We start from the raw sequence: 25,041 nt of genomic DNA on the forward strand, positions 1-25,041 counted from the left end.
GTGAATCCTTAAGAGTCGTAGGTGGTCACGAACCGAAGTTCGTCACCGGGAGAGATTTCCTGAGAAGAGTGCAGTGGGGTCAACTGTCTTTGACGTGGTAGCGGTAACCGTCGGCCGTGTCCTCGATGACGATTCCGGCGGAGGCCAGATTGTCGCGGATCGCATCGGCGGTGGCGAAGTCCTTCTCCGCCTTCGCCTCAGCTCTTTGTGCGGCGAGCGCATCGACGAGGGAATCCAGCGCCGATTCCACCGTCGCATTCGCTCCTGACTGAGCCCACGCCTCGGCGCTGGGATTGACTCCCAGGATATCGAGCATCAGCTCCACCTCGGCGACGATCTGTCTGAGTGTGTTCCGGTCCTGGCCGGAGTAGAGGAGTTTCGCACCCTCTGTGACCTTCGCGAAGACCACGGACAGTGCGCGGGGCACGCCGAGGTCGTCGTCGAGGGCGGCTGCGAACTCCGCGGGCACGTCGACGCTGCGACCGCGGTAGGAGTCGCTGACGTCGGGCAGTGCCGGCGCCTCGTCTCGAAGTGCCTGCCGAGCTCGCTGGAGAAAGTTCGCCAAACGGTCGAGCGAGGCGGTCTGCCGGTCCATGGCCTCGGGTGAGAACTCGAGGATCGACCGGTAGCTGGCACCGGTGAGGAAATACCGCACAGCCAGCGGGCTGTAACGGTGGAAGAGCTCGGAGGCGAAGACCGAGTTGCCCAGTGACTTCGACATCTTGTCCCCGCCCACGTTGAGCAGGCCCGAATGCATCCAGATGTTGGCGAACCGGTCACCAGCCGCGCGCGACTGGGCCAGCTCGTTCTCATGATGGGGGAAACGCAGATCCAGTCCGCCTCCGTGGATGTCGAAATTCTCGCCGAGGTACTTCGTCGACATGGCCGAGCATTCGATGTGCCAGCCCGGTCGGCCGCGACCCCAGGGAGCCGGCCACGAAGCGGTGTCGGGCTCGCCGGGCTTGTGCGCCTTCCACAGAGCAAAGTCCCTGGCGTCCTTCTTCCCCCGCATATCCGCATCGTTGGCGGGCTCCATATCATCGAGGCGCTGGTTGGTCAGCTCCCCGTAGTCCGCCCAAGAGGTGGCCGCGAAGTACACATCACCGCTGCCGTCGAGAGCCTGGTAGGCATAGCCTGCGTCGAGGAGTCGATCGATGAGCTCGATCATCTCCGTGATGTGCCCGGTGGCGCGGGGTTCGTAGCTGGGAGGCAGCACATCGAGGGCGGCGTAGGCCTGGGTGAAGGCCCGCTCGTATGTGAAGGCATGGGTGAACCAGGGCCGGCCCTCCTCGGCGGACTTCGACAGGATCTTGTCGTCGATGTCCGTGACGTTGCGGACCAGAGTGACGCTGTAGCCGCGGTACATCAGCCAGCGACGAAGCTGGTCGAAGACCGAGGCGGAGCGCAGGTGGCCGATGTGGGGCTCGCCCTGCACCGTGGCACCACAGACATAGATGCCCACGTGCCCGGCATTGACGGGGCGCAGTTCGTCGGTGGTGCGGCTGGCGGTGTTGTACAGAGCGATAGTCACATATTTAAGTCTACCGGGGACAGGCGGGGTGTTGCCGCCTGAGCGGAGAGCATGACCAGCGGGCGACTATGAGGTCTCCAACATTTGATATGTGATTGTAACTCAGATCACGTGATATGTGGCACATTTCACAGAAAACTCCCAGTATGCTGGAAAGTAAGTCAACGCGACCGCGTCTGCTCCACTACGAGGAGACCCCCTCGGAAGCGGAACGCGAACTTGCCGGCAGCACGGTCACAGCAGCCCTGACACCGGCATCAATCTCATACACCCGTGGTTGGACAGAAAGGAACACCATGTCTTCCACCAAATCACCCCAGAGGGAGGTCTTCGCCTCCCGTGGCGCGTTCATCTTCGCAGCCATCGGTTCAGCAGTGGGCCTCGGCAATATCTGGCGCTTCCCATATGTCGCCTATGAGAACGGCGGCGGCGCGTTCCTCATTCCTTACCTCATCGCCCTCCTCACAGCCGGAATTCCGCTGCTCTTCTTCACCTATGCGCTCGGCCACCGGACTCGAGCGGCTGCACCTCTGGCCTATCGCTCCTTCAGCCGAGCTGCGGAACCGATCGGCTGGTTCAAAACTGGAATCGCCTTCATCATCGGCATCTACTACGCCGCCATCATCGGCTGGGCGGGCTGCTTCATGTTCTTCTCCCTCAAACTGTCGTGGGGAGACGACGCGGAGAGCTTCTTCTTCGGTGAGTACCTCCACCTGGGCGACCCCGGCGTATCGTTCGAATTCGTCCCCGGTGTGCTCATCCCGGTCATTCTGGTCTGGATAGTCACCGTCGGCATTCTCATCCTCGGCGTGCAGAATGGAATCGCCCGCTTCTCGAAGCTCTTCATTCCGCTGCTTGTCGTCGTCTTCCTCATCCTCGTCATCAGGTCACTCTTCCTGCCGGGTGCCGGCGCGGGTCTCAATGCACTCTTCACGCCGAACTTCGAGGCGCTCACCGATCCGGGAGTATGGATCGCGGCCTACGGTCAGATCTTCTTCTCACTGTCGATCTGCTTCGGCATCATGATCACCTATGCCTCGTACCTCAAGAAAAAGACGAACCTCACCGGCGCCGGCCTGGTTGTCGGGTTCTCCAACTCGGCGTTTGAGATCCTCGCCGGAATCGGCGTATTCGCGGCATTGGGCTTCATGGCCGCAGCACAGGGAACTGCCGTCGGCGACGTCGCATCGGGCGGCATCGGCCTCGCCTTCGTCGCGTTCCCGACCTTGATCTCGCAAATGCCCGGTGGTGCCTTCTTCGGCTTTGCGTTCTTCGCCTGCCTTGTCTTTGCCGGCCTCACCTCGCTCATCTCGATCGTGCAGGTGCCGATCCAGGCGCTGCGCGAGAAGTTCGGCTGGAGCAACAAGCTCTCCGTCTTCATCGTCGGAGGCCTCATGGCCGTTATCTCGGTGCTGCTGATGACGACGATCACCGGACTCTACGTTCTCGACACCATGGATGCGTGGGCGAACAACCTCGGAATCGTCGGGGCTGCAGTGCTCGCACTGGTCATGGTCGGCTGGGTCCTGCGCAAGCTTCCGGTCCTGCGCGATCATCTCAACGCGGTCTCGAGCTTCAAGGTCAACAAAATCTGGCTCGCCTGTGTCGGTGTGATCACGCCTGTGCTGCTCATCTACATGCTCATTCAGCAGATCATCACCTTTGCCACCGAAGGCTATGAGGACTACCCACCAGGCCTGTTGGGCGTCTTCGGCTGGGGCATGATCGGCCTGTTGGCAGTGGTCTCCATCGTACTCACGCTGGTGAAATGGCCGCAGTCGTCCATCGATGCGACCAAGATCGCTATCGCCGATTCCGTCGCAGAAGAGAACAAAGCTGCTGAACAGAACAAGGGAGTTTGAGATGGGTACGTCAGCAATCATCATGATGATCATCGCCATTGTCACCGTGTGGGGCGGGCTCGGAGCCGCGATCGTCCACCTGCGCAAGCACCCGGACGGCGAGTGAGCACTCCGTGACGGATTGAACTCTCACCGACGTCACGTGACCGCAGCTGAGGTTCTGAACGGCCGCTGAAAGTCAGCGAGCACTCTGGACAACAGCGAAGATGTCGAAGGCGGTCCGACTCCTGGCAACAGGAGTCGGACCGCCTTCATCGTGTCGACCCTGACAAACGGCCTTCCTGCGAGCCACCGATTCTCATTCGGCGGGCACACTGGTCGCGACGGCTCTGCCTGGTTAGGGTGGGGGTTGAACGAACTCATCGTCTGGCGCAATGGGCCTCGGCCCACGCCCAGAGCACAACGCCCAGAGCACTAGGAGAAGCTATGCCACAGACCGTCAAAGGTGTCATTGCCCGCAGCAAGGGGGCACCGGTCGAACTCACCGACATCGTCATTCCCGATCCGGGCCCCGGCGAGGTCATCGTCGATGTGAAGTCGTGTGGCGTCTGCCACACGGACTTCCACTATCGCGAGGGCGGAATCAGCGACGACTACCCGTTCCTGCTCGGCCACGAATCTGCAGGCACGGTCTCAGAGATCGGAGAAGGCGTCACCGAAGTCGAGGTGGGCGATTTCGTCATCCTCAACTGGCGTGCGATCTGCGGCGAGTGCCGCGCCTGCAAGCGCGGTGAGCCCTGGTACTGCTTCGACACCCACAACGCCTCACAGAAGATGACGCTGCCCGACGGCACCGAGCTCGAGGCGGCATTGGGCATCGGCTCCTTCGCGGAGAAGACCCTGGTCGCGGCCGGACAGTGCACGAAGGTCCCCGAGGCTGACCCTGCTGTCGTGGGCCTGCTGGGCTGCGGCGTAATGGCCGGAATCGGCGCCGCGATCAACACCGGCGAGGTCACCCGCGGCAAGTCTGTGGCCGTCATCGGCTGCGGCGGAGTCGGCTGCGCGGCCATCGCCGGTTCTGCGCTGGCAGGTGCCGGCACGATCATTGCCCTCGACATCGATGACACGAAGCTGGAGTGGGCGAAGGATCTCGGTGCCACTCATACGGTCAATACTCGCGGCAAGAGCGAGGACGAGGTTGTCGCAGCCATCCAGGAACTGACCGGTGGCTTCGGCGTCGATGTCGCCATCGACTCTGTGGGACGTCCCGAGACCTGGCGTCAGGCCTTCTACGGCCGTGATCTTGCGGGCACCGTGGTGCTCGTGGGCGTGCCGACTCCGGAGATGGAGTTGAGCGTGCCGCTGCTCGACGTCTTCGGTCGTGGAGGCCGCCTGAAGTCCTCCTGGTACGGCGATTGCCTGCCCGAGCGGGACTTCCCGATGCTCGTCGACCTCTATCAGCAGGGACGCGTTCCGTTGGAGAAGTTCGTCTCCGAGCGGATCGGACTCGGCGACGTCGAGAAGGCATTCGAGAAGATGAGCCAAGGCAAGGTACTGCGATCGGTGGTGGAGTTCTGATGACGGCAATCGAGCACCTGGTCACGTCCGGAACGTTCTCGCTCGATGGCGGAACCTGGGACGTGGACAACAACGTCTGGATAATCGGCGACGATTCCGAAGTCATCGTCATCGATCCCGCGCATGACGTCAACGCCATCGCGGAGAAGGTCGGGTCACGTGAGGTCAAGGCGATCCTGCTGACCCACGGTCATGACGACCATGTCGGAGTCGTCCGCGACTTCGCCCACCGGGTAGGCAACCCGCCCGTCTACCTCAACCCCGAGGACCACGTCCTGTGGGACATGACCTATGACAGCTACCGCCCCGACGCGGAAATCGCCGACGGCGACACCTGGACCGTCGGCGGGGTGAGGGTCAAAGCCCTGCACACGCCCGGACACTCCCCCGGTTCGACCTGCTTCTTCATCGAAACCGGGCTGCCGGTGCCCGCCTCAGCGGGAGCGGGCCGAGCAGTCGGCCCCGTGCTGTTCTCCGGAGACACACTCTTCCACGGCGGCCCGGGAGCCACCGGCCGTTCGCACTCGAGCTTCGAGACGATCATCGAGTCGATCAGGACCGTCCTGTTCAAGCTCCCCGATGCCACGGTCGTCCTCACCGGACACGGTGAGCCGACATCGATCGGTGCCGAAGCGCCGTCGCTGGAGGATTGGATCAAACGCGGAGAGTGAGACTCTCACACCGCTGATTCGCCGAGATGGCCACCACCTCAACCGCCAAACGGTGCTCTGAGGCACCGAAGAGTCCACTCGGCGCCGGTCAGATTTAGATGCCGTGGTCGCAGATCTGCGACCACGGCATCTCTTCGTCTCCACTGCTCTGTCGTCAAGGCGCACCATGCTGTCCCGGGATCGAGGTCGGGCGCTAGACTCATCTGGTGCCTGAATCTCCATCACCGCAGCCCCCTGTAAACGCAGACCTATCGTCAGATTCATTGACATCTGATGCGTCGCGGGGCGGGACCGGCCTCAAGGTCGGAATGAAGCCCCGCCATCTGGTCATGATGAGCCTCGGGTCGGCGATCGGAGCCGGCCTGTTCGTGGGCTCCGGTGCCGGTGTCCAGGCTGCAGGTCCCGCCGTCCTCATCTCCTATGTGGTCGCCGGACTCATCGTCATCTTCGTCATGCGAGCCCTCGGAGAGCTCGTGGCTGCCGACCCGAACCCGGGGGCCTTCTCCCACTACGCTGGGCGAGCCATGGGTCCTGCCGCCGCATTCGCCGTCGGCGCCCTCTGGTGGGTCCAGCTCTGCCTCGTCGTTGCCGCAGAGGCCACTGCCGCCGCACAGATCGCGGTCAGCTACGTCCCGTCGATCCCGCAATGGGTCATCGCACTGGCCATCATGGTCATCTTCACCGCGATCAACCTCACCACCTCGGGCAGCTTCGGAGAATTCGAATTCTGGTTCTCTCTCATCAAGGTCGCCTTCGTGACCCTGTTCCTCGTCCTCGGGGCCGCATACCTGTTCGGCTGGACTCCCGCAGAACCACCGGCAGCGGTCTTCACCGACGGATTCATGCCCACGGGTCTCCCCGGTGTCGCCGCTGGCCTTCTCGTCGTGGCGTTCGCCTTCGGCGGCATCGAGATCGTGGCGGTCGCCGCGGCCGAGACCGCGAATCCGAGCCGCAGCGTGACGCAGGCGATCAAAACCATCGTGTGGCGCATCCTGTTCCTCTACATCGGTTCTGTCGCGATCATCGTCCTCGTCCTCGATTGGAAAGACGAACGGCTGAGCGAATCGCCCTTCGTCGCTGTCCTCGACACTGCCGGTCTCCCGGCCGTCGCCTCGCTCCTGGCCGCGGTCATCGTCATCGCCCTGCTGTCATCGATGAATGCCAACATCTACGGTGCCTCCAGAATGGCGTTCTCCATGTCCGAGCGGAAGATGCTGCCGACAGGACTGGGTCGCACGACCAAACGCGGCGTTCCGATGGCAGCGGTGCTGGCCACCTCGGCGTTTGGTTTCGTGGCGGTGGCACTGAATTACTTCTGGGCCGCCGAGGTGCTCAGAATACTGCTCAACGTCGTCGGGTCGACGCTCATCGTCACCTGGGTCGTGACGCTGGTGTCCCAGATCATCATCCGGCGTCGCGCCGAGGCCGCCGGTGACGAACTGCCGTTGAAGATGTGGCTCTTCCCCTGGCTGTCCTATGCGACGCTGGCGGGCATCGCCTTGATCATCGTCCTCGGCCTGACTGTGGAGTCCGTGCGGATCCAGATACTCGGCACTCTGGTCTTCACCGCGGCGCTCTACGGGATCGGATGCCTGGTCACGCGCAAGAGCAAGATCTGAGCCAGTTCGCGCAGCGCCGACGACTGCGCCACGGCAGGCGTGGGTGTCTGTGATCGGCCCGTCGCAGGGGCTCGTTCGGCTTCTCGTCTGATCCATCCGTCGAGCATGTCGAGTGTCTGGCCCTCGTGACGGGCGAAGTGTCGGCCCGCGTACTCACTGACGTCGATGGGCACGAATCGTTCCAATGCGTCGAGGACGAGTCCGGCGCCTCTGGCCGACAGCGGCATCCGGACACCAGTGACGGCGTGCACAGCTTCCGCTGCGGCCTGCGTAGGTCGTCGCAGGTGTGTCCTCAGATCCGCCCAGTTCCCCTCACGAACACTCAGCTGCGCGACATAGGGAATGAACACCGCCGGCGGAGCGGAGACTAGGACGGCCGGAACACCGACGATGAGGCCACCGAGCATGCGCCGCAGTCCTCGCACGGGTTCCCGGCGGCCGCTGGCCATGAACACAGGCATCCCGGGTGGGCGCCAGTAGCTGACGCTACGGCCCGCCGTCCTCTCGGACAGGAGCGCGGGCGAGAAGACGAGGATCTCGGATTCAGGGAACAGTGACACCGCAATGTCGCGGTCCCCGTCGACCTGGCTGGTGATCGCGATGATGCCCGGACAAGTCGCGACAATCGATGCGGCAACTCCCTCGTCGAGGTCACCCGGCCGTGTCGTCAGCACCAAGAGGTCCCATGATTCCGAACTCACCGCAGCCCAATCGACCACGGGCACCCGGCACACTGGACCCCGCCCGAAGGAGCGCACCTGTCGTGGGTATGCGGCATCTCGCGGCGGCACCTCATCTGGGGTCGAACTCACCGACCGTGAGACCACCACCGTTTCGTGCCGTCGACCGAACAGCGCGGCACCTGCGATGCCGATCGCTCCCCCGCCTTGGAACACGACCTTCATGGGAAGTTCAGTGCGGTGTCGGTGCTGCCACCGACGCCTCGTCGCGCGCACTGGGATAGACAAGAGCATTCGCGATGGCCGCGACTCCTTCGCCGCGTCCTGTCAGACCGAGTGCATCGGTCGTTGTCCCGGACACAGAGACGTCGGCGCCAGCTGCCTGGGACAGCACCTGTTGGGCGTCGATCCGCCTGGTGCCGATCTTCGGACGGTTGCCGATGACCTGGACACAGACATTGCCGATCTCGAAACCCGCCGCGCGGACCTGGCGTGCCGCCTCGGCGAGGAGAACGGCTCCGGAGGCGCCCGCGAACTCGGGCCGGTCGACGCCGAAGTGCTGACCGAGATCACCGATCCCCGCGGCGGAGAACAGCGCATCACAGCACGCATGGGCGGCAACATCAGAATCGGAGTGGCCGTCGAGCCCACGTTCGCCGGGCCATTTCAATCCCGCGACCCAGAGCTCACGCTCAGGATCGTCGGAGTAGGCGTGCACGTCGACTCCGATGCCGGTGCGCGGAATCACCATGGTCATCGTCGCTGCCCTCTTCCGCTCGTTGCATCCCTCATCGTGTGGCTCCTCGTCCCATCCCGCTACTTCGTGTCCCTCGTCGTCCCATCCCGCTGCTTCGCGATGTGCTCACCGAGCACGAGATCGAGCGGGTAGGTGATCTTCAGTGCTTCCTCGTCACCGTCGACAGCGACAACGTCGACACCGAGGCGCTCGACGAGTCCCGCGTCATCCGTGGCTCCGAGGCCCCCAGGCCATGAGGCGGCCTGGCCGTGGTCGTATTCCTCGTGTGCTCGGCGCAGGATGGCTGAGGTGAATCCCTGTGGAGTTTGAACCCGGCGGAGGCGCGAACGGTCGAGATCACCGTGGAGGACCTCAACGGTCGGAAACTCCGGGTCGCTGTCGGCGCCGGATTCGACCATGTTCTGCCGACCGTTTGAGTCTGGTCGCGGCAGAGGGACCGGGGGTACGTCGGCCGTGGTGGGACGGTGATCCGATTTCACTGCGGGACGCCTCTCCGCGCGGCGCACGGTGTCGGTCATCGGCAAGACAGGAACGACCGCCTCGGCGCCGGCGCGGACAGCCGCGGCCACACGACGGAAGACGTCGGACGGTGTCAATGCGCGGGCGGCATCGTGGACCAGAACAATGTCAGCGGCACCGGCATATTTCAAGGCCGATTGCACAGATTCGATTCGATCATTTCCACCTGCTACAACTGTGATTCGAATGCCCGAAATACTGGCTTCCGAATCCCCGAGCCCCGATTCCGAGATGTTATCGATTTCGCTGCGGGCACGCATTAAAAACTCCTCGGGAGCGGCAACCACAATTGAAGAAGCCACTCCCGAGGAGACGATCGCCTCAAGACTACGAGCCAGAAGGCTCTTCCCGTTCAGACGAACGAGGGCCTTCGGGTCTGCACTGCCCAAACGCGATCCCGACCCCGCAGCCGGAACGATGACGCAGATACTCAGGACGCGAGCACTTCGTCCAGAATGGCCTCTGCTTCGGATTCCTCTTTCTTCTCGGCCAATGCGAGTTCGGAAACGAGGATCTGACGGGCCTTGGACAACATGCGCTTCTCACCAGTCGACAAGCCGCGGTCCTGCTCGCGACGCCACAGGTCGCGAACGACTTCGGCAACCTTGATCACGTCACCGGACTGCAGCTTCTCAAGATTCGCCTTGTAGCGACGAGACCAGTTCGTGGGCTCTTCGACGAATTCCGCGCGGAGGACGTTGAATACCTTCTCAACACCCTCTTCACCGACGACATCTCGCACACCGACGAGGTCGCAGTTTTCCGCAGGAACTTCGATCACTAGATCACCATGGGCGACCTGGAGCTTGAGATACAGTTTCTCCTCACCTTTGATGGTTCGTTTTTTGATATCTTGGATTGTCGCTGCACCGTGATGTGGATAGACAACTGTGTCGCCGACCTCGAAACTCATATTCTCTTCAAACCCCTTTCGCGGACCTCCAGTTTACCATGAGGCGCGCCACAGAAATCGTTCAGGCTACGGATTCTTCGTGCTAGGGTCCGCCTCGCGGCTTACTGACCAGGAGGTCATCTTGGGCGATGCCGGGGTTCTCGCAGCCGCAACGCACGCCATCAGATCTGGGCGTTGCTGGAGTTCTCGAAGGAGGAACACGTCCGGTCTCTTTTCGGGTTCTACGGCCGGTCAAAAACCGGGTAGTATACAGATTGATCTTGTATTGCCACTTCAAGGAGCACAATGAAACGGCACAACCGCGCGGCACTCGCAGTTGCCGCACTCGCTCTCGTCATCCCCGTCAGCGGATGTGCAAGCCTGCTGTCGCCTCACCAGACCGCCGAATACCACTACAACGCCGGTGACGGTGCATGGGGATCGGTCGGAGACGTCGAGGTTCGCGGTCTGATGCTGATTATGGACGAGTCCGGCGAGGGCCCTGCCCAGCTGTTCTTCACGCTCATCAACAAGGGCGATTCCTCGGCTTCGGTGTCCCTGGACGTCGGTGGGAAGAAGACGACGGAGTCGGTCAAGCCCGGCGAGACCTTCGTTCAGGACCCGGAGAGCTCGGCGTCGACATCGTCGAAGCCGGTTATCGTGGACAGCCTCAAGGCGAAGCCCGGTGACCTGGCCGATGTCACCGTCAAGGTCGGCAGTGACGAGAAGACGATCCAGACTCAGGTTCTGTCGAACAGCTTGCCGTACTACGAACAGTACGTACCCACCGAAAAGACAACGGAGTCACCCAGCGACGACGCGTCTCAGTCCAGCGAAGGCGCATCGCAGTCCGGTGAACAGAGCGAGCCAGCCACTGGCGCCAACGGCTGAGCACAGCCGCACGAGAGCTGAACACTTCAAGGAGCCGCCCACTCGATGTGGGCGGCTCCTTGAAGTATCCCCGGTTCTGCGAGAGCACCGTCGTTGCGAAAGGTCAGACTCTGCGGGTGATCAGGCTTCGAACTTGTAGCCGAGTCCGCGCACAGTGGTGAGGAGACGCGGCTCCGAAGGATTCTGCTCGACCTTGGCACGCAGACGCTTGACGTGGACGTCGAGGGTCTTCGTGTCGCCAACGTAGTCCTCTCCCCAGACCCGATCGATGAGCTGGCCGCGTGTCATCACTCGACCAGAGTTGCGAATGAGAATCTCCAGCAGCTCGAACTCCTTCAACGGCATCGACAGCTCTTCGCCGCGAACGCTGACGACGTGACGTTCGACATCGATGCGGACTCCCCCGGCTTCGAGCACCGACTCATCGTCGAAGACTTCCGATTCGACGTTGCGCCGCAGCACCGCGCGTACCCTGGCCAGCAGCTCACGCGAGGAATAGGGCTTGGTCACGTAGTCGTCTGCGCCGAGTTCGAGCCCCACCACCTTGTCGATCTCCGAGTCCTTGGCCGTGAGCATGATGATCGGCACACTGGACTTCGCGCGCAGCTCTCGACACACCTCGGTGCCGGAGACTCCCGGCAGCATGAGGTCGAGCAGAACGAGGTCGGCACCGTTGCGGTCGAAGTCCGCAAGAGCCTTCAAACCGTCATCGGCAACGCTCACCTCGTATCCTTCTTTTCCGAGCAGGTACGACAGAGGGTCCGAGAACGAGTCCTCGTCCTCGACAAGCAGAATTCGAGTCACGTTGTGAGCTTCCTTTGTTTGCTTCCGGTTTTCAAAACCTGGGTTGTCTCATTCTCCACTGTGCTGACACCCTTGTCATCGTCAGTGTCATGGTCGGCGGCTTCATCGACACCGGTTTCGGATACGCCATGCTCCGCGTCGCCGGCAGCTGCCTCAGCAGTTCCTGCGTCGCCGGCATCCGCCCGAGCCGAGTGATTCAGCAGGACCCCATCGGGCGCCGAGGAGGACGCTTCGTCATCGGAGACGTTGCCTGCCAGCGGGAGCACAACAGTGAAGGTCGAACCCTTGCCGAGACGGCTCCAGACCTTCACCTGTCCGCCGTGCGTGGCAATGATGTGCTTGACGATACTCAGCCCCAGCCCAGTTCCGCCAGTGATGCGCGAGCGCGCTGGGTCGACGCGGTAGAACCGTTCGAAGACACGCTCGGTGTCCTGAGCGGACAGGCCGATTCCCTGGTCGGTCACGGAGATCTCGACCCGTTCATCGACGAGCTCGACGCCGACGCCGACGCGAGTCCCGTCGGGTGAGTAGTTGATGGCGTTGTCGATGAGGTTGCGCACCGCATTGACGAGGAGTTCGTAGTTGCCCTCGATGAGCAGTCTGCTCGGGGGTGAGACCTCGATGTGGATGCTCTTGCCTTCAGCACGGGTACGGGCACGGTCAGCGGCATCATCGACCACCTCGGCGGCCGAGATCTTCTCCGCCGCAGACGGCGCCGTGTGGTCCTGGACGCGGGACAGGTCGATGATCTCCTGCACCAGCTGGGTCAGCCGCTTCGACTCCCGCTGCATGCGACCGCCGAAGCGTTCGACGGCCTGCGGATCATCGGAGAAGTCGGTGACCGCCTCGGCGAGGAGGGACATCGCGCCGATGGGGGTCTTGAGTTCGTGGGAGACGTTGGCGACGAAATCACGCCGAATGGAGTCAACGCGCTTGGACTCGGTCTGGTCGTCACAGAGGACGAGAACGAAGGCCGTGCCCAAGGGCGCCACGCGAGCATGGAGGAACCGCAGGATCGAATCCGTCTGCTCGCGCTTCTGTTCGAGTTCGATCTCTTCGATGAGACCTCTGGAACGGACTCGTCCAACCATACGCAGCATTTCGGGCGATGCCAGCGAATGCCCTCTGACCAGTCCGAAGGTGTACGCGGCCGGGGACGCTTTGACGACGTCGTCGCCGGCGTCGAGAACGATCGCGGCCGAGGGCAGCACGGCCAGAACCTCAGCGATGCCCTCCGGCAGGTCGTCCTCAGAATGCAGATCGGCAGCATCACGGGAGCGTTCGCTGAAACGAAACGCCAGAATTCCCGCTATGCCCAGTCCCAGACCGACGATGCCGGTCAGAACCGCTACGATCAAGAGGTCCACGTCATCAAGCTTATGCGCAGTCTGCTCCACAGGCGCACCGAATCAGCCCCAGAACGTCGCTTTTGCCCAGGAATTCACCTGCACGCCAGATACCGTTCACTCGCTGGTGACAGGCTGACACAGTGTGCCTGTCCTGACCGGACGGCTGTCCGCCCCGGGACACTATGAGGCACGTCAGCCTGGCAAGAGATTCACGAGATTAAGGAACCGTTGGCATGCGCGAAGTCTTCAGAAATGAGCTGGACGACCTGGCCACACAGCTGGTCGAGATGTCCGTCAAGGTACACGCGGCGATGCGCCTGGCGAACCAGTCCCTGCGCAGCAATGACCTCGAACTGGCCGAAGAGGTCATCGAAGCCGACGCCGTGATCGACCACATGCAGTACGCCCTCGACCAGCAGGCCGCTGAGATGTTGGCCCTCCAGGCACCCGTCGCCGCAGATCTGCGCGCGGTCATCGGCTCCCTGCGGATGTCCGCCTCTCTCGAGCGCATGGGCGACCTGGCTCGCCACATCGCCCAGCAGGTGCGCATCCGCTACCCGGAGTCAGCGATCCCCGACCACTTCGCCGACACGTTCACCCGCATGGGCGAATCAGGAGAGAAGATCGCCGAGGCGACTGAGAACCTGCTGTCGAACCCGGGACTGACCGCAGTGCCCACGATCAACGCGATCGACGAAGAGCTCGACGAACTGCACCTGAGCATCTTCGCCAAGCTCGCCGAGGCTCCGGCAGGCTCGCTGGCACCTCGCCACATCGCCGACGTCACCCTGCTCTCGCGCTACTACGAGCGCTTCGGCGACCACGCGGTGTCAGTGTCCCAGAAGGTCGAATACCTGCTCACGGGCAACTGGGAGCCGTACCTGTCGAAGAAGTGACGTGTGAGGCAAACACCGAATCAGCCCGAGGTCGACGAATGTTCGATCTCGGGCTCTTCGCTGGCGATGACTTTCCGTTGCCTCCGGTTCGCACCGCTGATGTTGCGTGCAATGGTCTTCAGAACCCCGGTCGTGACAGCGACACCCATGAGCAGGAGCGCTCCGCCGATGAGCTCGGGAACGGTGGGACGGTCGCCGAGGACGAGCCAGGCCGAGAGCACCCCGACCAACGGCACCAGCAGCGAGAACGGGGCCACCTGGGATGCCGGGAACCGCGCGAGCAGCGAATTCCAGATGACGTAACCCACAAGTGAGGCGCAGCCTGCGGTGTAGACGACCGAAGCTGCGACTGCCCAGGTCGGGTGCGCGAGGGCATGAGTCACCTCGGCGGGGCCGTCGACGAGAATCGAGAGCGCGAACAGCGGCACGGGCACGACGATGGCCGACCACACGGTCATCTGCACACCGTTCGTGCCCTTCTTGACCCCGCGGGCGATGACGTTGCCGATCGCCCACGACAGTGACGCGGCGAGCGCGACAAGGAAGGCGATGATCGGAACCGATGCCTGGAGGCTCAAACCGATGGTGCACAGTCCCGACAGGCCGATGAGGATGCCGACGATCTGGCGTCGACTCGGAAATTCTTTGAGCACAAGCGCCGCGACGAGCACCGTGAAAGCGGCTTGGATCTGAATGACGATCGAGGTCAGTCCCGCCGGCAGTCCCAGGAACATGGCTGTGTAGAGGAGCCCGAACTGGCCCGCAGACATGAAGACGCCGATGAGGAGGATGCGTCGGAAACTTCCGCGGGGATACTTGACGAAGAAGATCGCCGGGATCACGACGAGGGTGAAGCGGGCGGCGACGAGCAGCAACGGCGGCCAGTCGCGCAGACCGAAGTCGATGAAGATGAAGTTGACGCCCCAGAGCACGACGACGAGCAGGGCGAGCAGGTAATGAACGGGACGCATATCGTCAAGTTTCACAGGTTCGCAATCAAAATTCTATTGAACAAGCGTGCATGGTTTCGTTAAGATAATTTGATGATCGATGTACTCGCCTTGCGCACCCTCGTCGTCTTGGACTCCGTGGGCTCAGTCACTGCGACAGCGGACTCCCTGGGCTACACCTCGGCGGCCATCAGCCACCAACTGCAGAAGCTGTCCCGCTACATCGGTGCCCCGGTGACCGAGCGCACCGGCCGTGGGATCGCACTGACCCCGATGGGGCGCGAGCTCAGCCGTCGCGGATCCGAGCTGCTGCAGGAACTCGAGGGCCTCGAGACAGATGCTCGGGCGAGATCGGGAGAACCGCGTGGACGCATCACTGTGGGCGGGTTCTCGACCGGTCTCCGTGGAGTCCTGGTGCCGTCGCTGCCGCGCCTGAAGACCATCGCACCTGAACTGTCGATCACCAATATCGAAGACGAGCCCGACGAACTCATCGACATGGTCACGGCCGGTCGGATCGACGCCTCCCTGATCTTCGACTGGCGGGAATCCCTGCCCCCGCTGCCGTCGACGCTGAACTCCGAGCTCATCGCCATCGATCGGGCCGATATCATCATGCACCGCGACCACCACTTGGCCTCGCGGGCACAGGTGACTCGTCAGGATCTCCTCGGCGAGGTCTTCGTCTCAGCACCACGCAACGGCGTGTGCCACCGCTGGCTTACGGCCCTGTTCGACACGCTCAACGCCGAACCGCGGGTCGAGTACTGGGCCATGGAGTACGACACCCAGATCGAGTTCGCGCGGGCGGTCGGTGCCCTTGCCCTGGTGCCCAGGCTGGGCCGACCGCACCTGCCGGAGGACGTCGCCGTCGTCGAGCTCGACGATCCCAGCATTGCCCGCTGGATCTATCTCGTATGGCGATCATCGATGACCTCATCCCCGGCGATCGCGCTTCTCCTTGAACAGATGAAGTCGGTCGCCGAGGAGCGAGCGGGCGCTTGAGGCTCAGCGGCCCTGACCTTGAGGCTCAGCGGCCCTGGTTGGCGACCTGACCGATCGCGGCTTCGGCGGCAGCCGCATCGAGGTACGTGCCGCCGGGCTTGACCGGCGTGAAGTCTTCGGTCAGCTCGTAGTGGAGCGGGATGCCGGTGGGAATGTTGAGGCCGGTGATGTCAGCGTCGGAGATTCCGTCGAGGTGCTTGACGAGGGCACGCAGCGAATTGCCGTGGGCGACGACGAGCACGGTACGTCCGACGGTGAGCTCGGGGACGAGCCGGTCGTACCAGTAGGGCAGGAGGCGGTCGATGACATCGGCCAGGCATTCCGTGCGAGGCAGGGAATCGCCGAGGTTGGCGTAGCGCGGATCTCCTGCCTGCGAGAATTCGGACGTGTCGCCGAGGGCCGGCGGCGGGGTGTCGAAGGAGCGACGCCAGGTCATGAACTGCTCTTCGCCGAACTCCTCGCGGATCTCCTTCTTATCCTTTCCCTGCAGCGCACCGTAGTGGCGTTCGTTGAGTCGCCAGCTGCGATGGACGTCGAGCCAGGAGAGGTCGGCGGCCTCGAGCGCCAGATTCGAGGTGAGGATGGCCCGCTTGAGGCGGGAGGTGTACACGACATCAGGAATGAGGTCGGCCTCGCGTAGGAGCTCGCCGGCTCGCTGGCCCTCTGCCCGTCCCTTGTCCGTCAGGGTCACATCAACCCAACCGGTGAACAGATTCTTCTGGTTCCATTCGCTCTCGCCGTGGCGCAGCAGGATGAGGTTATGCGTCATGCCACCATTTTCGCACGACCGTGCCGACGCGAACAGTGCCGCCCACCCTCTGGTCGACGAGCTTCCGAGAACTTTCTCACTATTCGGTACGCCATCTTGCATTCCGATATGCACGGATAGCCTGAGCGCATGCCTGACGCCCCCACACCTCCGCCGTCGAACCCACAGTCACCGACCCCGTACGCGGGACAATCCGCGACCCCGCAGATCCACCGGCCGAACTCCGACCGGAGTTCGATCATCGCTGTCACTGCACTGCCAGTTCTCGTCGTCATCGCCGGGATCTTCGGGTTCCTCAGCCCCGACACGTTCACTCCTCTCGCCCCCACGATCACGTGGAGCCTGGGCGTCGTCATGTTCTTCATGGGTCTGACACTGACACTGCCGGATTTCGCTCGGATCGCGAAAAAGCCATGGATTGCCGCCCTCGGCGTCGTCACACAGTTCATCGCAATGCCCCTGCTCGGCCTCCTGGTCGTCACGGTCTACAACCTTCCTGCCGAGATCGCAGTCGGCGTCATCCTCGTGGGCTGCGCCCCTGGAGGGACTGCTTCGAACGTTGTCACCTACCTGGCCAAGGGCGATACCGCACTGTCGGTGTCGGTCACGACGCTGTCGACACTCCTCGCCCCTGTGCTCACGCCCCTGCTGACCCTGTGGCTGGCCGGCTCATACATGGACGTGCCGTTCTGGTCGATGTTCGTCTCGATCTGCCAGACGGTGCTCGTACCCGTCGTCGTCGGTGTCCTGGTCCGCGTCGTGGCCTCGAAGTTCGTCGACAAGATCTCACCGATCCTGCCCTGGTTCGCGTCCGTTGCCATTGCCTACATCGTTGCGATCGTCGTCGCCGGTTCTGCCGATTCCATCGCTTCGGCGGGGCTCCTCGTCCTCCTGGCCGTCATCACTCACAACGTTCTGGGGCTTGGCATCGGCTATGGTGTTGCGACCGCCTGCCGTCTGGACACCCCGACCCGACGCGCGCTGTCTTTCGAGGTCGGCCTGCAGAACTCCGGTCTCGCCTCCACCTTGGCCCCTTGGCCGCCCTGCCCGGCGCCGTGTTCAGCGTCTGGCACAACGTTGCCGGCGCACTCCTGGCCTCGCTCTTCGCACGTCGGCCCTACGGAACGCCGCCGTGCGAGCAGGCCTCCGAGAACAGTCGCGCGCATGAGTCAGCGCTGTGACCGGATTCTCCGGGTTCGACGATTCGACGATCACTCTCGCTGACAGAAGGTTCCTGATTCGGCGTGCGAACAGCTCCGATGTGCGCGACCTCGTGTCCCTGCTTCGCGATGACGCCCTCGGTGCCGGTCGCGAGGGGGCCGACGCCGAGGAAGAGGCCGGCTACCAGCATGCCTTCAGTCTCATCGAGTCCGATCCCAATCAACTTCTGGTCGCCATTGACGACGTCAGCAACGGATCTGTGAACAACGAATCTGTGAACCATCATGCCGGCGGGCAGGCGCAGACTTCTGACACCCAGTCGGCTGCCGTCGTCGGCACCCTGCAGCTGACGCTGATCCCGAGCCTGCCACGACGGGGTTCGACGCGACTGCAGATCGAGGCGGTGAGGATCGGGCCGGATGCGCAGGGCCTCGGCCTGGGCACGGCGGTCTTCGACTGGGCTCATGACTGCGGGCGTCGATTCGGGGCATCGCTGGCTCAGCTGACGACCGATAAATCGCGCATGGATGCGCAGCGGTTCTATGCACGGCTCGGCTACGAGGCCAGTCATGAAGGGCTCAAGCTCGATCTGGACTGAGGTTCAACCTCGGCTGGTCGTGGTGGTCATGGTGCGATCCTCATCCTTCCAATTTCCCCAGAAATTCGTTGTCCGGTCCACTCAGGACGTCTTCGAAGGCTGCGAGGTTCCTCGTCGACTCCCCCCGACTGATCCGCCAGGCCCATTCCTTCTTCATGCCGGTGAGGAAGCCGATGAGCAGAAGCTCGTTGAACGAGGAATCGGCGACCGCCAGAATCGCTCCGAGCAGCGAGTCGAGTTCGTCAAGAAGTCGGTCCCGGGGAACGCTGGCCCCCAGATACACATCGCCGAGGGTGTCGATTCCGAACGACACCGGACCCGGCTTCATGTTCTTGATCAGCAGCCAGCGATTGAACTCCTCAGCGTTCTCATCAGGATGGCGAATGACGAACGCCTGCAGCGCCACCGTTCGCGCAGAGACGGTGATCGACACGGTCGTCTTCAGCTTCTTCTCTCCCGGCAGGACTACGGCGATCTGCGAGTTCTCAACGGCGTCGACCTCGACCTCGTTCTCGTGCGCCCACTGCCTCACTCCGGCCAGGATCGCCTCGGTTTCGGTCGCCATCATGTGTCCTTCCGTCAGCCAATCATTGAAATCTTCAGCAGTTGCGACCAACCAGTCGTGGCTTCGGCTCCAGTCCTTCCGCGCCCGTCGTCTCTTCCGTGCCAGTCATCGTCGTGGTCAGGGTCAGATCCGGCACGGCGAGGGCGCCGAGCACCGTCGCCGCCGTGGCCGACCAGTCGAATCGAGTTGAGCGGTCGGCGGCATGACATGCGAGCTCGCGCCGCAGTTCGTCGTCGAGGAGCATCCGTTCGAGCGCCATAGCCCAATGCCGCGGGTTGTGATCGGCGATGAGCACGCCCGAATACCCGTGTTCGACGATGTCGGGCAGACCTCCCACCGCCGAGGCGATGGCGGGCAAGCCAGATGCCGAAGCCTCGGCCGCGACCAGTCCGAATGATTCGCTGCGTGAGGGGACAAGAAGAATGTCCGCCGCACGGTAGTAGGTGATGAGCTCGTGCGCGGGGACGGGACGTCGCACCTCGATGCTGGGTTCGGCGGCGATCGCCGAGTTCAGTTCACGCAGGTACGGGGAAGATCCGGTCGGAGTCGCCTGACCTGAGACCGCGCCCAAGAGGATTCCACGCGTCCGCGACGCCAGATGCGGGTTGTTCTCCCGCAGGCCGGAGATCGCGTCGACGACGATATCGGTGCCTTTGATGAACTGCATCCGCCCCACATAGAGGACGATGAATTCGTCTGGGTCGAGCCTCAAGTCAGCTCTGGCCTCGGCCCGATCGCCTGGGGAGAACAGTTCGTGGTCGACGCCGGGTCTGGCCACCACGACGGTATTCGCATCGGCGCCGAGTTCGTGGATGAGGTCGCGACGCTCTGCCGGGGTGTTGGCCACAATCAGGTCCACCGCCGAGGCGATTCTCTCCTCTGCCTCCAGACGCTGCGGCCGTTCGTGGCTGGTTTCAGAGTCGCGGTTCTTGACCGCGCCGATCGTGTGCATGCTCACGACGACCCTCGGACGCTCACCTGATCTGGTCGCCTCGGCGGCGACCGGTGCCAGTGTCTCCTCGGAGCGAAGCTCCTGAGCGCGAAGTGCCGCCTCGGCGGAGATCCAATAGTGCGCCCAGATCAGATCGGCTGAGGTGAAGCTGGGTTGGGTCAGGAGGAGCAGCGCGAGTTCGTCGATGGCATCGGCAAGCTCATCCTTGCTTGTCGCATCGATCGGCAGCTGGTGGAGTCGCACGTTCTCAGCAATCTGCAGGGTGTCGGCGCGCCCGCCCAGCCCGTTGCTGTTTCTCAGCCCGTCGATGCCGCTCGGGTCGGCAGTGAAGACGTCGACCACGTGCCCGGCGGCTGCCAGAGCGCGCACCGACTGGTCGACGTAGACGTTCATGCCACCGGCATCGCCCTGGCCCGGCTGAGCTGCGGGCGAGGTGTGGAGGGAGAGAACGGATATGCGCACGGTGACAGTTTAGCCAAAGAACTCGCCGAGGATACGGCGAACTTCGTGGCGACCGCGCCACAGGATCGAGCCCGCCGGCAAGACCTCCAAGCGAGCTTCGGGAATCGCGGCCGCAATCGCCTCGGCGACCTCGACCGGGTGTGCAGGGTCATCCTCGTGGGTGAGCACGAGCACTTCCCCCGGGAACCGGGCCAGAGCGCCCAGCGGGTCTTCACCCGCGCTCTCATCGACGGCGACCTCGAGAGCCAAGCCGAGCCCGTCAGACATGTCCGTGTTGACGAGGTTCTCGGCCTTCGTCTTGGTCCAGGCTCTGGCCGGCAGGAGGTCGGCCACCTCGGCAGGTTCGCGCGAAAGCATCAGGTCCGTGATGGACTCGATCTCGCCGGCAGCTGCCAGGCCACGCAGTTTCTCCAGGTGAGCATGGTTGGCTTCGGCCACCTCGGCGGAGAATCCGGTGAAGGATGCAGGGAGAACGAGGGCGACCTGCTCGAGGTTCCGGGCCGCCGGATGAGTGGTGCTGAGCAGGCGGAGGAGCCCGCCGGCGGACATCGAGACGCCGAGGGCCTGTGTCGCCGAGGTGGACGTCAGGGCGTGTGCCAGTGCCTCGGCGATCTGGCCATAGTTCCACCCCGGGCCCGGTGAGGGTCGGCCGCCGTGGCCGGGAAGGTGCAGGAAGTGCTTGGTGCCGGTGATGCCTGTGCCGAAGGGACGGGTGTCGCGGATTGCGCCGGCGAACCCGTGGCCGAAGAGCGTGTGGGGCTCACCGGTGCCGAAGGTGGCGATGTAGTCGGTTTCGGCACTCGGGAGACTGAGGTCTTTCGTCATCTGTGCGTGCTCGTCGCAGGCTCAGCGCCTGTGGTTCCGGTTGCGGCTGCGATTGCGCGGGTCGATGGCTTTGATCTTCGGGCGGACGTCGGTGAGGTAGACGATGCCGGCGACGAGTGCGATCAGGTTGAGGAAGATGATGCGCATGCCCATCGGCGGAAGCGCGATGAGGGCGAGCGCGAGACCGACGCCGAGGAGGATGACCCAGAACTTCTTGCTCTGCTTGTCAACGGCACGGTAGTTCTGGTCCTTGTAGCGGAGGCAGTCGATGAACGCCCACAGTTGGAGACCGAAGGCGGCGACGGACAAGGCGAGAAAGACGATGCGCTGAAAGCCAGCAATGATTTCCATGCCATCCAGCCTAGCAATCACAGCTCTTGCGGGCACGGGGCCGGCTCGGATCCTGGGCGAATCCCCATTGTCGAGTCACCCTCCGCACATGAACCGCCTCAACATTGAGACCCCACAGCATTGAGACAACACGGCATTGGGACCCCACAGCATTGAGACAACACGGCATTGGGACTGCACGGCATTGGGACTGCACGGCATTGGGACCGTAAGGCGCTCTGGCGTTCACACGTTCTGACGTTCGCTGGCCTTCACAGGATCCCGGTCATTCGGATGCCTGCGCCGACGCCCATGCCCAGCAGCACGCAGATGAGCATCGGCACTCGCAGGATTGAGGCGAGAACTCCCACCCCGACACCGATGAGCCGTGCTGGATCCGCGATGTCTCGACCATCGAAGATCGCCGTCGTCGCGAAGACCGCACCGATGAGAACGACCGTCGCCCGGTCCATCCACTTCGTCACCGTCGCTGTCGAGTCACCTTCAGGCTCCCCGAGCTCCCCAGACTCCCCCACGGCCTCTGCCGGGTTGACCGATCCTGTGGTTCCGTCCGCCCCCGCCGAGGTGGTCGCGAGCTGTCGCCGCTTGCCCTTCGTGGCGATCGCCGCACCAAGTTTCACACCGAACAAGCGCATGGCGTAGGTTCCGATGCTCAGCGCGGCGAGAGCAATGAGAAAGCTGAACGGGTTCATCGACTCCCCTCCTGTCGGTCCAGATCGATGACGTCACTTTCATCGGCCTGGGCAGGTCCGGCGCTGGCGGCACTCTGGGCAGTGCTGCCTCGGCGCTTCCTGATGACCGCCCGGATCGACCAGCCGGCGGCCACGAACACGAACACCGACAGGGAGGTCACAGTCCCGAGGCCGAGCGGCAGGATCGGAGTCAGGAGGACAGCGATGAATATGCCCACAACCGTCAGCGAGCGCGTGGACCTACTCTTCAGATCGCCCCGGATGAGGCAGAAGAGAATGATCGGGAAGGCCGCATCGAGGCCGAGAAGATCGGCGTCGATGACACTGCCCAGCCACTGCCCGACCATGGCACCACTCGGCCACATCAGGGCGATGGCGGCACCCATGAGGAGGAACGCGTGCCACCGTGCGCGATCATTGCCGACCGTTCTGGAAATGGCGATCGATTCGTCGTTGATCCAGTGGGCCGCAATGAGGGCCCGCCAATCCTGTGGGAAGAACGGCCCGACGGCCACGCCGAAGGCGAAGTTCCGTGAGTTGACGAGCAGACCTGCCAGCACCGCAAGGATCGGTGCTCCGCCCGCCGCGATCACGCCGACGAAAGTGAATTCCGCGGCACCGCCGAGGGCGAACATCGCCAGCAGCAGCGTCTGCCACCAGGGGAATCCGGACACTGCCGAGATCGCCCCGTAGGACAGGGCCACCGCGATGATCGTGACCGTGACGATGGCGACATCACGATAGGTCGATCCCGGCAGGACTCGATCGATCGTGCGAAACACAGAACTCATGTTCTATATAGTGCACAGTCACGTCTTGTTCGTCAAGCCGAACGATTTGTCGCTATAGTGAACTCATGAGTTCTCAACCACGCGATGAGGCCCACGTCGAGCCTGGTGACCCCTCGTCGGCCTCACCTCCGCGCGAGCAGATCGCAGTCGCCATCAAGCGGGAGCGGGCGCGCGCGAACCTCTCCCTCTCCGAGGTTGCTCGTCGGGCGGGGATCGGAAAGTCGACCATGTCCGGCCTGGAGGCAGGGACCGGAAATCCCAGCGTCGAGACGATGTGGGCGCTGGCGGCCGCGCTCGACATCCCTCTGGCCAGACTGCTCGATCCCCCACAGCATGAGGTCGCACTCCTGCATGCCAAGGACCTGCCCAGCCTGCCGTCGAACACCTCGAACTATGCTGCGACTCTGCTCTCAGCATCTCCGGCGAATGCCCGGCGTGACGTCTATTTCATTCGGGCCGATCCGGGTCAGCCGCGAGACTCACAGCCACACCCCGTCGGCACCGTCGAGCACGTGATCCTGGGACAGGGGGCGGCTCGCATCGAGGTGCTCGGGCAGTCCTACGAACTCCACGTCGGCGATTACCTCACATACCCGGGCGACCAGCCACACACGTTTACGGCACTCAAGCCGGAGACGACGGTTGTGTTCATCGTCGAGAGCCGCTGAGCTTTCTGGCATCTTTGCTCACCTCGGCGGCTCGAGGGTCACTCCGCGGGCGGTTCGTCCGTATCTCGCATGTCTTCGCTGAGCGAGGGAAGTCGGCTCTGGGCGTCCGCGTTGGTCAGCCCGCAAGCTTCGAGGAGGTCCACTGCGACCGGGCGCAACAGCAGCACAAGAGACTCGTCGTGGATATCCCAGCTTTCCTCCGCCCGGGGATCCAGGCTGGAGGCGGCCTCGGCCAACGCCGCTTCTGCCAGGGCCCGATCGGTTCCTCTGCGCAGCGCAACCTCGAGCTTCTTCGACCCTTCGGACAGCGAACCGACGTAACTGGCGATGATCGGCTTCTCCACACCGAATTCGGTGATGCCTACGACCCTGCGGGCGATGACTCGAATGGTCCGCATGGCACGATCGGAATGGGTGTGAGCACGGGACAGCCGGGTCACCTCGGCGGCATGACGCCTGCCTCTGGCATTGATCTTCGCCGCTTCCCTCGAGATTTTGAGCGAGGAGCCCCAGGAGTCGATGATGTCCTGGGTCTCACGAGCACGAGTCAGCGCCCGCTTGGCGAGTGCGACGTCGGAGTCCGCCAGAGCCCGAGACATCATCTGCAGGACTGCACTGATCTCGTCGAGCATGCTCGCAGCCAGACCACGTGGGACTTTGCGGGGGTCGCGCGGAAGAATGAGCGCGAGAAGGATCGCACACACGGACCCGGTGAGGGCATCGAGGGTGCGGGGAAACGGCAAGGTGGCGGCTGTGGCAGGGACCACGACGACGTAGACGGACTGGACGGCGATCTGAGTGATGAAGATGCCGCCGGAGTTCAGCATCGTGCCGATGAAGAGGCCGATAGCAAGGGTCGCTGTGAGCTGCCAGATCCCTGTCCCGTAGACGTTGACGAGGAGCTCGCCCACGAGCACGCCGAAGGTTGCGCCGAAGCCGATCTCAGTCGCTCGCCGCAGACGACGGTCTGCGACCGGACCGATGCCGACGGCAGAGGCGACGGCTGCGAGGAACGGATACGGATGGCCGAGGACGTAGACGCTGAAGGCATAGGCCGCGGTGGCCGCGATCGGGATCTGGATCAGCTGCCCGGCGTTGGCCTGCACGCGCTTGAGGCCCATCCGAGATCGATGCACTACAGTGTTGAAGGCGCGCTGGGGCAGCTCGCTGACCTCGGACTTCGCCATCAGTCCCCCTTCATGCTCGCCTTCGCTGTACCCAGCGTACCGGAATTGTGACATGCTAAAGTCTGTGCGCCGAGGA

The 25,041-nt window shown here is 63.3% G+C and carries 26 protein-coding genes and 1 pseudogene; 11 read left to right on the top strand and 16 right to left on the bottom strand.

From position 1 onward, the window contains the following. Nucleotides 1–79: 79 nt before the first annotated feature. The gene (gene cysS, locus AAFP32_RS13990; RefSeq protein WP_350269633.1) at nucleotides 80–1,531 is read right to left on the bottom strand and encodes a cysteine--tRNA ligase; all 1,452 of its coding nucleotides are present in this window, start codon (nucleotides 1,529–1,531) and stop codon (nucleotides 80–82) included. A 296-nt stretch (nucleotides 1,532–1,827) separates the two neighbouring features. Here cysS and AAFP32_RS13995 point away from each other — a divergent pair, with 296 nt between their 5' ends. The 5 genes from AAFP32_RS13995 to AAFP32_RS14015 all read left to right on the top strand — a co-directional run bounded on the left by AAFP32_RS13995 (nucleotide 1,828) and on the right by AAFP32_RS14015 (nucleotide 7,201). Next, entirely contained in the window at nucleotides 1,828–3,393 is a 1,566-nt protein-coding gene (locus tag AAFP32_RS13995; protein ID WP_350269634.1) for a sodium-dependent transporter, read from the top strand. 1 nt (nucleotide 3,394) lies between these two features. Further along, nucleotides 3,395–3,499: a methionine/alanine import family NSS transporter small subunit gene (locus AAFP32_RS14000; RefSeq protein WP_350269635.1), complete on the top strand. Its 105-nt coding sequence runs from the start codon at nucleotides 3,395–3,397 to the stop codon at nucleotides 3,497–3,499. 320 nt (nucleotides 3,500–3,819) lie between these two features. Then, on the top strand, nucleotides 3,820–4,911 hold the full coding sequence (locus AAFP32_RS14005; RefSeq protein ID WP_350269636.1) for an S-(hydroxymethyl)mycothiol dehydrogenase: 1,092 nt from the start codon (nucleotides 3,820–3,822) through the stop codon (nucleotides 4,909–4,911). Further along, entirely contained in the window at nucleotides 4,911–5,582 is a 672-nt protein-coding gene (locus AAFP32_RS14010; RefSeq protein WP_350269637.1) for an MBL fold metallo-hydrolase, read from the top strand. The genes AAFP32_RS14005 and AAFP32_RS14010 overlap by 1 nt, the downstream gene beginning before the upstream one ends. Nucleotides 5,583–5,890: 308 nt before the next feature. Next, nucleotides 5,891–7,201: an amino acid permease gene (locus tag AAFP32_RS14015; RefSeq protein WP_420883401.1), complete on the top strand. Its 1,311-nt coding sequence runs from the start codon at nucleotides 5,891–5,893 to the stop codon at nucleotides 7,199–7,201. Here AAFP32_RS14015 and AAFP32_RS14020 read toward each other — a convergent pair. From AAFP32_RS14020 to AAFP32_RS14035, 4 genes are all read right to left on the bottom strand, one after another. Next, nucleotides 7,159–8,106: a hypothetical protein gene (locus AAFP32_RS14020; protein ID WP_350269639.1), complete on the bottom strand. Its 948-nt coding sequence runs from the start codon at nucleotides 8,104–8,106 to the stop codon at nucleotides 7,159–7,161. The two genes, AAFP32_RS14015 and AAFP32_RS14020, sit on opposite strands and share 43 nt — an antisense overlap. Nucleotides 8,107–8,113: 7 nt before the next feature. After that, a complete protein-coding gene (ispF, locus tag AAFP32_RS14025) occupies nucleotides 8,114–8,632 on the bottom strand; it encodes a 2-C-methyl-D-erythritol 2,4-cyclodiphosphate synthase (protein WP_420883402.1) in 519 nt (172 codons plus the stop codon). A 65-nt stretch (nucleotides 8,633–8,697) separates the two neighbouring features. Then, complete coding sequence (locus tag AAFP32_RS14030; RefSeq protein WP_350269641.1) at nucleotides 8,698–9,546, bottom strand: IspD/TarI family cytidylyltransferase; 849 nt, start codon at nucleotides 9,544–9,546, stop codon at nucleotides 8,698–8,700. A gap of 41 nt (nucleotides 9,547–9,587) precedes the next feature. Further along, nucleotides 9,588–10,070 carry a CarD family transcriptional regulator gene (locus AAFP32_RS14035; protein WP_009883639.1) on the bottom strand — a complete coding sequence of 161 codons (483 nt, stop codon included), beginning with the start codon at nucleotides 10,068–10,070 and terminating at the stop codon, nucleotides 9,588–9,590. A gap of 285 nt (nucleotides 10,071–10,355) precedes the next feature. Between AAFP32_RS14035 and AAFP32_RS14040 the strand changes: the two genes are divergently transcribed. After that, a complete protein-coding gene (locus AAFP32_RS14040; RefSeq protein ID WP_350269642.1) occupies nucleotides 10,356–10,940 on the top strand; it encodes a hypothetical protein in 585 nt (194 codons plus the stop codon). 120 nt (nucleotides 10,941–11,060) lie between these two features. On the opposite strand, the gene AAFP32_RS14045 is transcribed toward AAFP32_RS14040, so the two are convergent. Then, entirely contained in the window at nucleotides 11,061–11,744 is a 684-nt protein-coding gene (locus tag AAFP32_RS14045) for a response regulator transcription factor (protein WP_350269643.1), read from the bottom strand. Continuing rightward, nucleotides 11,741–13,111 (bottom strand): sensor histidine kinase, encoded by a 1,371-nt coding sequence (locus tag AAFP32_RS14050; protein ID WP_350269644.1) that lies wholly within the window; start codon nucleotides 13,109–13,111, stop codon nucleotides 11,741–11,743. The genes AAFP32_RS14045 and AAFP32_RS14050 overlap by 4 nt, the downstream gene beginning before the upstream one ends. A 215-nt stretch (nucleotides 13,112–13,326) precedes the next feature. Between AAFP32_RS14050 and phoU the strand changes: the two genes are divergently transcribed. Continuing rightward, the gene (gene phoU / locus AAFP32_RS14055) at nucleotides 13,327–13,989 is read left to right on the top strand and encodes a phosphate signaling complex protein PhoU (RefSeq protein WP_350269645.1); all 663 of its coding nucleotides are present in this window, start codon (nucleotides 13,327–13,329) and stop codon (nucleotides 13,987–13,989) included. Nucleotides 13,990–14,009: 20 nt separating this feature from the next. On the opposite strand, the gene AAFP32_RS14060 is transcribed toward phoU, so the two are convergent. Further along, nucleotides 14,010–14,960 (bottom strand): EamA family transporter, encoded by a 951-nt coding sequence (locus AAFP32_RS14060; RefSeq protein ID WP_350269646.1) that lies wholly within the window; start codon nucleotides 14,958–14,960, stop codon nucleotides 14,010–14,012. A 72-nt stretch (nucleotides 14,961–15,032) separates the two neighbouring features. Here AAFP32_RS14060 and AAFP32_RS14065 point away from each other — a divergent pair, with 72 nt between their 5' ends. Next, nucleotides 15,033–15,944: a LysR family transcriptional regulator gene (locus AAFP32_RS14065; RefSeq protein WP_350269647.1), complete on the top strand. Its 912-nt coding sequence runs from the start codon at nucleotides 15,033–15,035 to the stop codon at nucleotides 15,942–15,944. A 25-nt stretch (nucleotides 15,945–15,969) separates the two neighbouring features. Here the strand turns inward: AAFP32_RS14065 and AAFP32_RS14070 are convergent, their stop codons facing one another. Further along, the gene (locus AAFP32_RS14070) at nucleotides 15,970–16,713 is read right to left on the bottom strand and encodes a phosphoglyceromutase (RefSeq protein ID WP_101643135.1); all 744 of its coding nucleotides are present in this window, start codon (nucleotides 16,711–16,713) and stop codon (nucleotides 15,970–15,972) included. 129 nt (nucleotides 16,714–16,842) lie between these two features. On the opposite strand from AAFP32_RS14070, the pseudogene AAFP32_RS14075 reads away from it, so the two are divergent. Beyond that, nucleotides 16,843–17,894 (top strand): annotated as a pseudogene (locus tag AAFP32_RS14075) (bile acid:sodium symporter family protein). Continuing rightward, nucleotides 17,891–18,472 (top strand): GNAT family N-acetyltransferase, encoded by a 582-nt coding sequence (locus AAFP32_RS14080; RefSeq protein ID WP_350269649.1) that lies wholly within the window; start codon nucleotides 17,891–17,893, stop codon nucleotides 18,470–18,472. Before AAFP32_RS14075 ends, AAFP32_RS14080 begins: the two are co-directional and overlap by 4 nt. A 40-nt stretch (nucleotides 18,473–18,512) precedes the next feature. Here the strand turns inward: AAFP32_RS14080 and AAFP32_RS14085 are convergent, their stop codons facing one another. The 6 genes from AAFP32_RS14085 to AAFP32_RS14110 all read right to left on the bottom strand — a co-directional run bounded on the left by AAFP32_RS14085 (nucleotide 18,513) and on the right by AAFP32_RS14110 (nucleotide 23,110). Next, complete coding sequence (locus AAFP32_RS14085) at nucleotides 18,513–19,037, bottom strand: YbjN domain-containing protein (RefSeq protein ID WP_350269650.1); 525 nt, start codon at nucleotides 19,035–19,037, stop codon at nucleotides 18,513–18,515. Nucleotides 19,038–19,071: 34 nt separating this feature from the next. Beyond that, nucleotides 19,072–20,451: a glycosyltransferase gene (locus tag AAFP32_RS14090; protein ID WP_350269651.1), complete on the bottom strand. Its 1,380-nt coding sequence runs from the start codon at nucleotides 20,449–20,451 to the stop codon at nucleotides 19,072–19,074. Nucleotides 20,452–20,460: 9 nt separating this feature from the next. Beyond that, the gene (locus AAFP32_RS14095) at nucleotides 20,461–21,276 is read right to left on the bottom strand and encodes an alpha/beta hydrolase (protein ID WP_350269652.1); all 816 of its coding nucleotides are present in this window, start codon (nucleotides 21,274–21,276) and stop codon (nucleotides 20,461–20,463) included. 21 nt (nucleotides 21,277–21,297) lie between these two features. Beyond that, on the bottom strand, nucleotides 21,298–21,627 hold the full coding sequence (locus tag AAFP32_RS14100; RefSeq protein ID WP_101620059.1) for a DUF2516 family protein: 330 nt from the start codon (nucleotides 21,625–21,627) through the stop codon (nucleotides 21,298–21,300). A gap of 251 nt (nucleotides 21,628–21,878) precedes the next feature. Continuing rightward, on the bottom strand, nucleotides 21,879–22,319 hold the full coding sequence (locus AAFP32_RS14105; RefSeq protein ID WP_350269653.1) for an AzlD domain-containing protein: 441 nt from the start codon (nucleotides 22,317–22,319) through the stop codon (nucleotides 21,879–21,881). Beyond that, nucleotides 22,316–23,110, bottom strand: coding sequence for an AzlC family ABC transporter permease (locus tag AAFP32_RS14110; RefSeq protein WP_350269654.1), 795 nt, complete (start codon nucleotides 23,108–23,110; stop codon nucleotides 22,316–22,318). Before AAFP32_RS14110 ends, AAFP32_RS14105 begins: the two co-directional genes overlap by 4 nt. 65 nt (nucleotides 23,111–23,175) lie before the next feature. Here AAFP32_RS14110 and AAFP32_RS14115 point away from each other — a divergent pair, with 65 nt between their 5' ends. After that, nucleotides 23,176–23,778: an XRE family transcriptional regulator gene (locus AAFP32_RS14115; RefSeq protein WP_350269655.1), complete on the top strand. Its 603-nt coding sequence runs from the start codon at nucleotides 23,176–23,178 to the stop codon at nucleotides 23,776–23,778. 38 nt (nucleotides 23,779–23,816) lie between these two features. On the opposite strand, the gene AAFP32_RS14120 is transcribed toward AAFP32_RS14115, so the two are convergent. Next, complete coding sequence (locus AAFP32_RS14120) at nucleotides 23,817–25,019, bottom strand: FUSC family protein (protein ID WP_350269656.1); 1,203 nt, start codon at nucleotides 25,017–25,019, stop codon at nucleotides 23,817–23,819. Nucleotides 25,020–25,041 lie beyond the last annotated feature (22 nt).

The sequence above is a fragment of the Brevibacterium sp. CBA3109 genome (genome assembly GCF_040256645.1).
In the GTDB taxonomy this organism is placed as follows: Bacteria; Actinomycetota; Actinomycetes; order Actinomycetales; family Brevibacteriaceae; genus Brevibacterium; species Brevibacterium koreense.

Excerpts from the sequence above, each read along its gene's own strand:
- AAFP32_RS14105 (WP_350269653.1), bottom strand. The coding sequence starts at position 22,319 with ATGAACCCGTTCAGCTTTCTCATTGCTCTCGCCGCGCTGAGCATCGGA.
- AAFP32_RS14100 (WP_101620059.1), bottom strand. The coding sequence starts at position 21,627 with ATGGAAATCATTGCTGGCTTTCAGCGCATCGTCTTTCTCGCCTTGTCC.
- AAFP32_RS14040 (WP_350269642.1), top strand. The coding sequence starts at position 10,356 with ATGAAACGGCACAACCGCGCGGCACTCGCAGTTGCCGCACTCGCTCTC.
- AAFP32_RS14095 (WP_350269652.1), bottom strand. The coding sequence starts at position 21,276 with ATGACGAAAGACCTCAGTCTCCCGAGTGCCGAAACCGACTACATCGCC.
- AAFP32_RS14070 (WP_101643135.1), bottom strand. The coding sequence starts at position 16,713 with ATGACGCATAACCTCATCCTGCTGCGCCACGGCGAGAGCGAATGGAAC.
- AAFP32_RS14000 (WP_350269635.1), top strand. The coding sequence starts at position 3,395 with ATGGGTACGTCAGCAATCATCATGATGATCATCGCCATTGTCACCGTG.
- phoU (WP_350269645.1), top strand. The coding sequence starts at position 13,327 with ATGCGCGAAGTCTTCAGAAATGAGCTGGACGACCTGGCCACACAGCTG.
- AAFP32_RS14065 (WP_350269647.1), top strand. The coding sequence starts at position 15,033 with ATGATCGATGTACTCGCCTTGCGCACCCTCGTCGTCTTGGACTCCGTG.
- AAFP32_RS14010 (WP_350269637.1), top strand. The coding sequence starts at position 4,911 with ATGACGGCAATCGAGCACCTGGTCACGTCCGGAACGTTCTCGCTCGAT.
- AAFP32_RS14035 (WP_009883639.1), bottom strand. The coding sequence starts at position 10,070 with ATGAGTTTCGAGGTCGGCGACACAGTTGTCTATCCACATCACGGTGCA.
- ispF (WP_420883402.1), bottom strand. The coding sequence starts at position 8,632 with ATGGTGATTCCGCGCACCGGCATCGGAGTCGACGTGCACGCCTACTCC.
- AAFP32_RS14060 (WP_350269646.1), bottom strand. The coding sequence starts at position 14,960 with ATGCGTCCCGTTCATTACCTGCTCGCCCTGCTCGTCGTCGTGCTCTGG.
- AAFP32_RS14085 (WP_350269650.1), bottom strand. The coding sequence starts at position 19,037 with ATGGCGACCGAAACCGAGGCGATCCTGGCCGGAGTGAGGCAGTGGGCG.
- AAFP32_RS14015 (WP_420883401.1), top strand. The coding sequence starts at position 5,891 with ATGAAGCCCCGCCATCTGGTCATGATGAGCCTCGGGTCGGCGATCGGA.
- AAFP32_RS14115 (WP_350269655.1), top strand. The coding sequence starts at position 23,176 with ATGAGTTCTCAACCACGCGATGAGGCCCACGTCGAGCCTGGTGACCCC.
- AAFP32_RS14120 (WP_350269656.1), bottom strand. The coding sequence starts at position 25,019 with ATGTCACAATTCCGGTACGCTGGGTACAGCGAAGGCGAGCATGAAGGG.
- AAFP32_RS14110 (WP_350269654.1), bottom strand. The coding sequence starts at position 23,110 with ATGAGTTCTGTGTTTCGCACGATCGATCGAGTCCTGCCGGGATCGACC.
- AAFP32_RS14020 (WP_350269639.1), bottom strand. The coding sequence starts at position 8,106 with ATGAAGGTCGTGTTCCAAGGCGGGGGAGCGATCGGCATCGCAGGTGCC.
- AAFP32_RS13995 (WP_350269634.1), top strand. The coding sequence starts at position 1,828 with ATGTCTTCCACCAAATCACCCCAGAGGGAGGTCTTCGCCTCCCGTGGC.
- AAFP32_RS14005 (WP_350269636.1), top strand. The coding sequence starts at position 3,820 with ATGCCACAGACCGTCAAAGGTGTCATTGCCCGCAGCAAGGGGGCACCG.